This is a genomic window from Teichococcus wenyumeiae (assembly GCF_003696345.1).
GTDB lineage: Bacteria > Pseudomonadota > Alphaproteobacteria > Acetobacterales > Acetobacteraceae > Pseudoroseomonas > Pseudoroseomonas wenyumeiae.
Window position 1 is genome coordinate 1 of the sequence record NZ_RFLX01000081.1, and the last position, 7,563, is coordinate 7,563.

Annotated in this window: 7 protein-coding genes; 4 read left to right on the plus strand and 3 right to left on the minus strand. The window is 64.9% G+C overall.

Features of this window, described 5'->3' with window-relative positions; all coding sequences use genetic code 11:
* The 4 genes from EBE87_RS27150 to EBE87_RS27165 all read left to right on the plus strand — a co-directional run.
* Nucleotides 1–585: SDR family oxidoreductase (locus tag EBE87_RS27150; protein WP_122140283.1), on the plus strand; the 585-nt coding region annotated here is incomplete at its 5' end.
* Between the two features lie 330 nt (nucleotides 586–915).
* Nucleotides 916–1,743 (plus strand): HpcH/HpaI aldolase family protein, encoded by an 828-nt coding sequence (locus tag EBE87_RS27155; protein ID WP_233560250.1) that lies wholly within the window; start codon nucleotides 916–918, stop codon nucleotides 1,741–1,743.
* A 194-nt stretch (nucleotides 1,744–1,937) separates the two neighbouring features.
* Nucleotides 1,938–2,315, plus strand: a complete 378-nt coding sequence (locus EBE87_RS27160) for a VOC family protein (RefSeq protein ID WP_120641125.1) — start codon at nucleotides 1,938–1,940, stop codon at nucleotides 2,313–2,315.
* 403 nt (nucleotides 2,316–2,718) lie between these two features.
* Nucleotides 2,719–4,284, plus strand: coding sequence for a lytic transglycosylase domain-containing protein (locus tag EBE87_RS27165; protein ID WP_122140284.1), 1,566 nt, complete (start codon nucleotides 2,719–2,721; stop codon nucleotides 4,282–4,284).
* Nucleotides 4,285–4,442: 158 nt separating this feature from the next.
* Here EBE87_RS27165 and EBE87_RS27170 read toward each other — a convergent pair whose 3' ends face one another.
* The 3 genes from EBE87_RS27170 to EBE87_RS27180 form a co-directional block, all read right to left on the minus strand.
* A complete protein-coding gene (locus EBE87_RS27170) occupies nucleotides 4,443–4,892 on the minus strand; it encodes a GNAT family N-acetyltransferase (protein WP_120641071.1) in 450 nt (149 codons plus the stop codon).
* Between the two features lie 120 nt (nucleotides 4,893–5,012).
* Nucleotides 5,013–5,450: a DUF1772 domain-containing protein gene (locus EBE87_RS27175; RefSeq protein WP_120641072.1), complete on the minus strand. Its 438-nt coding sequence runs from the start codon at nucleotides 5,448–5,450 to the stop codon at nucleotides 5,013–5,015.
* Between the two features lie 227 nt (nucleotides 5,451–5,677).
* The gene (locus EBE87_RS27180; RefSeq protein ID WP_120641073.1) at nucleotides 5,678–7,192 is read right to left on the minus strand and encodes an ABC-F family ATP-binding cassette domain-containing protein; all 1,515 of its coding nucleotides are present in this window, start codon (nucleotides 7,190–7,192) and stop codon (nucleotides 5,678–5,680) included.
* Nucleotides 7,193–7,563: the final 371 nt, after the last annotated feature.

A 7,563-nucleotide genomic window follows, 5' to 3' on the forward strand; every position in this document is an offset into this window, starting at 1 on the left:
GAACGGGCGCAGGCCTTCGCCGGGCCGATCGACATTCTCGTCAACAACGCGGGCGGCTCCGGCATAAGCGAAGACTGGAGCACGACGCGTCCGGAGACGTGGGCCAGCGGCTACGACCGCAACACCCTTGCGGCCGTCAGGGTGATCGCCTGTGTCCTGCCGAAGATGCGGAACGCGGGATGGGGGAGGATCGTAAACGTCGCCAGCCTCGCCGCGATGATGCCCCCCCCGGGAAGACCGGACTATTCCGCCGCCAAGGCGGCCATGGTTGCGATGAGCGCCTCCCTGGCGAAGGCTGTTGCCGGAGCCGGCATCACGGTCAACACGGTGTCGCCGGGCACGATACAGAGCGGGAGGCTCGAAGCCGCCTTCCGCAAGGCTGCCGCCGGCCAGGGCCTTGCCGAGGACGCGCCATGGGCCGAGGTGGAACGTGCGGCGCTGCCCTTGTTTGCGGCGGTTCCCATGGGCCGCGTCGGAACACCGGATGAGATCAGCGATGCGGTCGCTTTCCTCGTCAGTCCGCGAGCCGGATACATCACCGGGATGAACCTGCGGATCGACGGTGGAATGTGGCCAGGCCTCTAGCGTTTCGCCGGCTATGGCAGGCTCTATGGCAGTCGTAACCGGTGGGGTCTGCCACTATCGCACCTGCCGCTTAGTGCCACGTCAGGCACGAGATGAGCATTTTATCGTGCTGAATTGGTTAGAGGAAACGCTGCCCAGATGGCAGGGGGCGTCTGCCTTAGGTTCTGCTACAGCTTGTTCCCAGGCTGGATGCACGTGCCGCCGCCAGCTTGTCGCGCCCGGCCAGTCAGCAAGGCGTGACTATGAATCGGGATCCGACCGTCTCAAGAGCGTCCGGCTAGCGGCATGTGTTCTGTAGCTGGGTTGGAAGAAAGGTTCCATTCTTTCGATTTGCCCTTCATCTCTCGTCATCTTATCCATCAGGCTCATTTGGGAGAGAAATGGATGCAGCGGAACCGGATGCGCGCTGGCGTCGAGCGTGGCGAAGTACAAATCGGCACTTGGCTCACGACGGTGCAAAATCCCAACATCCTGATGCTGCTGAAGTCGGCGGGGCTCGATTTCGCCCGTGTGGACATGGAGCATACTGCCCTGTCGATCGAGACCGTTGGCCAGATGGCGGCCATGGCCCGTGCCCTGGATTTCCCCATTGCTGTGCGACCGCCAGCCGCCAATCGGGAATGGATTACCCGACTGCTGGATGTCGGCGTCTGGAATATCCATTGCCCACAGGTCGAAACCGCGGCCCAGGCGGCGGAGATTGTCACCGCCTCCCGCTATGCCCCTATGGGGCTGCGCGGCAATGGCGGACTGAGCGCCGCGACAGAGTTCAACCCTCTTGGTACGGTCGCCGAGCGCCGCGCCTTCGCCAACCGCGAGGTCTTCATCACGGTTATGCTGGAGACTGGTGGTGCCTTTGAGCATCTGGACACCATCGCCGCTATGCCCGGCATCGATGCGCTTACCCTGGGGCCGGCTGATCTGGCACAGGATCTGGGCGTCTTTGGCACCCCTGACCAGGCACGGGTTTTGGACGAGAAGCGCGACCTGATCCTCGCCGCCGCGCGCAAGCACGGAAAGACCTGCGCCATGCTGTGCTCATCGCCGGAACAAGTTGAGCAGTGGCGCACCGCGGGCGCGTTGCTGTTAGCTTATTCTAGCGATACCGAGATGCTTTATCAGGGCTTCAGCACCGCTGTTAAACGCCTTAAAGGCTGATCAAGGCAATTCTGTCCGGGCGTCGCTGTGAGCACGCCAAGCAGGCGTTATCGTGCAAGAGCCCCCGCAGGAAGTTACCGTTGGATCGCTCACCTGGCGGGGGGCTGCCGTCCAGCGGATGAGTTCCGGACATCGGTTCGAGGTCGACAAGTGGACATCTGCTATGCCGCACAGCCCCTTTCTGGAGAGACAGCATGTTCACTCACGTCATGATCGGCAGCAACGACCTGGAGCGGGCTTGGGACTTCTACGACGCCACCTTCGCCGCGTTGGGAAGCCGGCCCGGCGAAATGGATGCCAGAGGCCGGCTGATCTATACCCACGAGGGCGGACGGCTGATGATCACGAAACCGATCAATGGCAATCCGGCGACCGCGGCCAATGGCGGGACGATTGGTCTCGCCGCTGTGAGCCGAGGCCATGTTCTGGCGTGGCACGAGGCCGGCACCATGCATGGCGGTACTGCGATCGAAAGCCCGCCTGCTGAGCGCCCGAACGGAGCCTTCGTCGCCTACCTTCGCGATCCAGACGGCAACAAGCTCACCGCGCGAACTCAGGCGACGAAGGAATAAATCGGCAACAGCCGCGCTGGAGAGCATCCCTTTGTTAAGGGTCGAACCTCGGAACGAGCCGCCGATTACGCCAACGGCCGGCCAGCGCCGCAATGAGCACGTCGGCAAAGGATTATCATGCTGCAAGGTGGCTGGCAGCAGTGGAGACCTCCTAAAAATCTTCACCTACCACTGCCACTTTTCCGCCTTAGTGACTGCGTTACCTCGATTTTAGTTTGTTGCGCTGTGTTTCATAGCCTAGACCGTTAGATACTAGCCTTTGGGGAAAACGAGTCATCTCAGATCACTGCGGGGGTAGTGATCGGCCTGGTTGGGCGTGAGGTGAATGGGGGAGGTCGATCTGATGGTTTCTACCAGGAGGCGCAGGCATGCCCTGCGCTGGCAGCGTGCGGCTGTCTTCTCGATGCTGACGGCTGTCGCCGCGTGCGGAAGTCAGCAAAGTCAAACATCAGGTCCAACCTTCTCAGCATCGTCCCATTTCTCCGAGAGCCGCCCCACCTCCTACGATCCACCGGGTCCCGCTCATGATCCCTGGGGGCCCTACATCAAGGAAGCCTCGCGCCGGTTCGATGTGCCGGAGAAGTGGATCCGCGAAGTCATGCGTCAGGAAAGCGGTGGCAGAACGACTGCCATCAGCGTTGCCGGCGCAATGGGGCTCATGCAGGTGATGCCAGCGACCTATGCCGAGCTTGCCGCCAAGCATGGGCTGGGAAGCGATCCGTACTTTCCCTACGACAGCATCATGGCTGGAACAGCCTATATCCGTGAGCTGTATGACCAGTTCGGAACTCCTGGCTTTCTTGCAGCGTATAATGCCGGTCCTGGACGCTTCGAGGATTACCTCTGGGGCGGTAAGCGCGGCTTGCCTGCGGAAACCCGCCAGTATGTCGCCCGCATTGGCAGTCGCATTGATGGCACGCATCCGCACCGTCGCACGGCGCCGGAGGTCTATGCGGCCGCCGAGATCCCGCTGAACATCCCGGCCGGCCCGCGCCGTGGCGACACCGCCACCATGCTGGCGCTGCGTGAGCAGCGGAACGCCGTGGACCCGGGCATCCGCGTCGCCAGCCTGCCGCCGGGCCCGATCACGCGGATGGAGCCGATCCCGGACGGCTCGACTTATGCCTCCGCGCCGGTGCAGGTGGCCAGCCTGTCCAATGTGGTGTCCCGCATGGACCCGATCCCGGACGGCTCCACCTACAACAACACGCCCATCAACGTGGTGGCGCGGATGGACCCCATTCCCGACGGTTCCACCTATGCCAGCGCCGAGCCGACCGGGCCGGTCACGCGCATGGACCCGATCCCGGATGGCTCCACCTATGCCCGCGCCGCCGATGTGCCGGCGCCGCCGCCGCCCGCGCCCAGCGCGCCGGTGGCCCTGGCCTCGCTGCCGGCGCCGCCGCGTGCGCCTTCCATGACGGGCTCGGCGCTCGCCGCCGCCGCTCCGGCGCCGCGTGGCAGCGCCTCCGGCTCCGCCGCCTCCGCCCTGGCCTCGCTGCGCGCCAATGCCGCGGTGGCCGAGGCTCCGCGCGGCCCCGCCGCCCGTCCGACCAGCGAGCCCGTCCAGGTGGCCGAGGCGCCGCGCCCTTCCGGCTTCCGTCTGGTGGCCAGCGCCAATGCCGGCAGCCTGCCGGGCAACTACCTGCGCCCGCCCTCCCAGGGCGGCACCGGTGGCGGCATCTCGGCGCCGACCCCGGCCTCCATGCCGGCGGCGACCACTGGGCAATGGGCGGTGCAGGTCGGCGCCTTCGCCAGCGCCAACCTGGCCCGTGCCGCCTCGGACGCCGCGCGCGGCCGGATTGGCGCGCGGGGTGGCAGGACGGTGGTGGAACCCGTGGCCTCCGGCCGTGCTACCCTCTACCGCGCCCGCGTCGGCGGCCTGTCGCATGACGCGGCGCAATCGGCCTGCGAGAAGCTGCGGACGCAGGGCGCCTGCATCATCGTCTCGCCGGCCGCGCAAGGGTAATCCTCCCGCGTATTCGGCAGGTGTAAGTCAAAGCGACGCCGAATCTCTGCGGCAACTAGCGGCGTGTCGTTCATCTGGCACGCCGCCCTCATCTATCGTGCTGCTGGGGCTACTGGGCTGTCGCAGATGGGTGGACAGCGGACATCGCTGCATCGCCTCTATGAGGTCACCCAGCGATACAGGACGTCCGGCTCACGTTCCTCATTCTTCGAACCATCAGTTTCCCTCACGGCAACGAAGCCGCGCTGTTCATAGAACCGGCGTGCAGCGTTGTTGCGCTGAAACGTCCAGAGTAGCAGGCTGTCAGCCTTTGACTTCGCAACCTCGAGAAGAGCGGTACCGATGCCCTTACCCTGCGCGCTCGGCAGGACGTAGAACTGGTCAATCCAGTCTTCGCGGAACGCGATAATGCCCAGCAGAGTGTCATTCTCAATTGCGCCCCAAACCGAGCATTCGGGGAACACGCGTTGTCGATAGAACCATCGATCTTCAGCAGGGGTGTGAAGCCCTGTCAGCCAAGGCAAGCGTTCGTCAAACGATGCTCGGTGGACACTGGCAGCGGCGTCCATCTCGTCCAATCCGAGCTGCCGCAATTGGACCCGTTTCATAGGAAGTTTCCCTGAGCATAGGATCTGCTCCCTACGCACTTCATTGGATGTCCGCAAAGGGTCGGGGGCGGCGGGAGCTCGCTCGGACCGACCCACCGCTGCATGGGGTGGACAGCTGACCTAGCGGGTGGTCAGAAAACCCCAGGCAAACAGGAGGGACGCGGCGGAGCCGAGCACGCTCCGGACGCCATGCAAGCCGCCCCAGCGACGCAACAGGCTACGGCTTTCCGCCCCCGCTTCCTGCGGCATCATCGCCATCAGGCGCTTGTTGGTCGGCATGATGACCAGCATCGTGAATGGCCAGTTCGCGAGCAGGAGCAAGCTTCCTGCCAGCCACTGCCACTCACGGAGCTGATACCATGACAGGAGCCCTGCGACCCCTCCCAGCATGGCCAAACCAGCCTGGATAGGCAGGGCGCGCTTGTAGCTGGGCTGCCACTGCGCGAGCTGGGGCGCGTCCTCGAGGCTCATCCTGGCGGGATGCTCAACGAGGCTGATGTAGAACGCGGCCCCGGCAAAGAGGGTCGCGAGGAAGAGGGCAACAAGGCCGGGAACCACCTGAATTTCTCCTCTGGTACGCTTCGGGAGACGCGACCACGCCTGATGCGCCTCTCCCGATACTGGTCGGGTTGAGACGCCGAGGCTGAGAAGAACCCGTCCGTGGACGGGCGCAGGAGCTACCAACCTGCAACTCTATTTCCGGCCGGGCCATGATGTCGGATGCCGACCGACAGAGCAACGTCTCTCAGAGACCGCTTTGGGTCGGGTGCGGCGGTAGCTCGCCTTCATTGCATGGCCGCCTTGAAGAAGCCGCCCGGGTCGTCTGCTTCCACGAGGTGTCCGCGCTCGATCAGCCAGAAGCGCGTGCCAACATTCTCCACAAAGCGCCGGTCGTGCGAGACGAGCAGGCAGGCGCCTTCCCGCCGTTGCAACTCCTCCTCCAGCATCTCCTGCCCAGCGATGTCGAGGTGGTTGGTAGGTTCGTCCAGCAGGTAGAAGTTCGGCTCCTCCAGCCGCAGGATCAGCATGGCCAGCCGTGCCCTCTCGCCGCCAGAGAGCCGAGCCACCGTGTCCGCCTGCCGCTCCACCGGAAAACCCGCTCCGGCAAGGAGAGAGCGGATGCGCTGGTCCCCAATGCTGAAGCGGCTGGCAATGGCACTGTGCAGGGTCTCTCCCAGCCGCAGGTGGCTGAGCGACTGATCGCAAATCCCGGCGATCACCGTTGGGCTGACGCCCAGCCCCGCCTGCGGCTGCCCCTGGACCGCATCCGTTACTAAGCTGAGCAGGCGCGACTTGCCCGCACCGTTCGGCCCCAGCAGCACCACGCGGTCACCGGGATGCACCCGCATCCTGCCCGTAGTGAAGAGGCGCTTTCCATCCAGTGTCGCCACCCTGACATCGTCGAGCGTCAGCAGCGTTCGCGCATGAGTGCCGCCATCGGCCAGCCGGATCTGCCCGGCCGATGCCGCCTGGTGGACCGGGCGCACCACCGCCTCGATCCGCTCCGCGCGCTCCTTCAGCTGCCGGGTCTTCACCTTCAGCAGGTCCGAGCCGGAGTTGACGCCGATGTTATGCAGCTTCGCAGCTTGCCGCCGCAGCTGGGTGGCTTGGCGCAGCTCGGTCTCATGGCGCCGTGCCATGGCCGCATCCTGTTCCGCCAGGCTGGCCCGGGCGGCGGTGTAGGAGGCCGAAAACGCCACCGAGTTCTCTCGCCTTAGGAACAGGGTGCGCTGGGTGACCGCGTCGAGGAACGCGCGGTCGTGGCTCGCGACCAGCAGCGCGACATCCTGCGGCAGCGCGGCAATCCAGCGCTGCAACTGGCCGACCCGCTTGAGGTCAAGGTGGTTCGTCGGCTCGTCCATCAGCAGCACGTCGGGTTCGGTCAGCCACGCCTGTGCCAGCAGCACCATCCGCTGCCAGCCGCCGCTCAGCTCCTGCAGCGGGCGGCCGCGCAACTCCGGCGGGACGGCGATGTCGTCGAGCGCCACATCTGCCCGCCACGCCTCCCATTCCCGGCTCTCGGCGGGCAGGGCCTGGAGCAGGACATCCCGCAGGGAGAGCGGCAGCAGCGTCGCCTCTGGCTCCTGCCGCATCAGCGTGACACGGAGGTTCCGTCCGTACCGGCAGCGTCCCGATGTCGGCTCGCTTCGCTCCGCCAAGTGCCGGAGCAGCGTCGACTTGCCGCCGCCATTATGGGCGACAAGACCGATGCGGTCGCCTTTGTGGATGGTTAGGCTGAGGTTGGAGAACAGCGGCGCACCAATGGTCACGCCAAAGGCTTCGAGGGTGATCAGGGACATGAATCGTCTTTCCCAGTGCAGGCGGGACCCATGAGTCCACGCGCGGCACCATCCGTCAGAAGATGAGCTGACCGGGGAAGAAGACGCTGAGGTCTGTCGCCTGATCAGCCCTGCAAACGCATTTGCAGGGCCGGAACAGGGCCGCGCCGATTGTGATGACACTGGTACATCGCGGCCCTCCTCTTGTTTGTGGCTGACGATAGGGAGAAGCCTAGCGAAGCCATTCCGGTCCGGCAAGCCGTTGCCCCGGTAGACACCAGAGCTTCATCTAACCGAATCCAAACAGCGGCTAGTGTCCTGATCGCGAAATTCCTATGATCATGCAGGTGATCGTAGGGAGAGCCGCGATGGGCAGACCGGCGGTAACGATC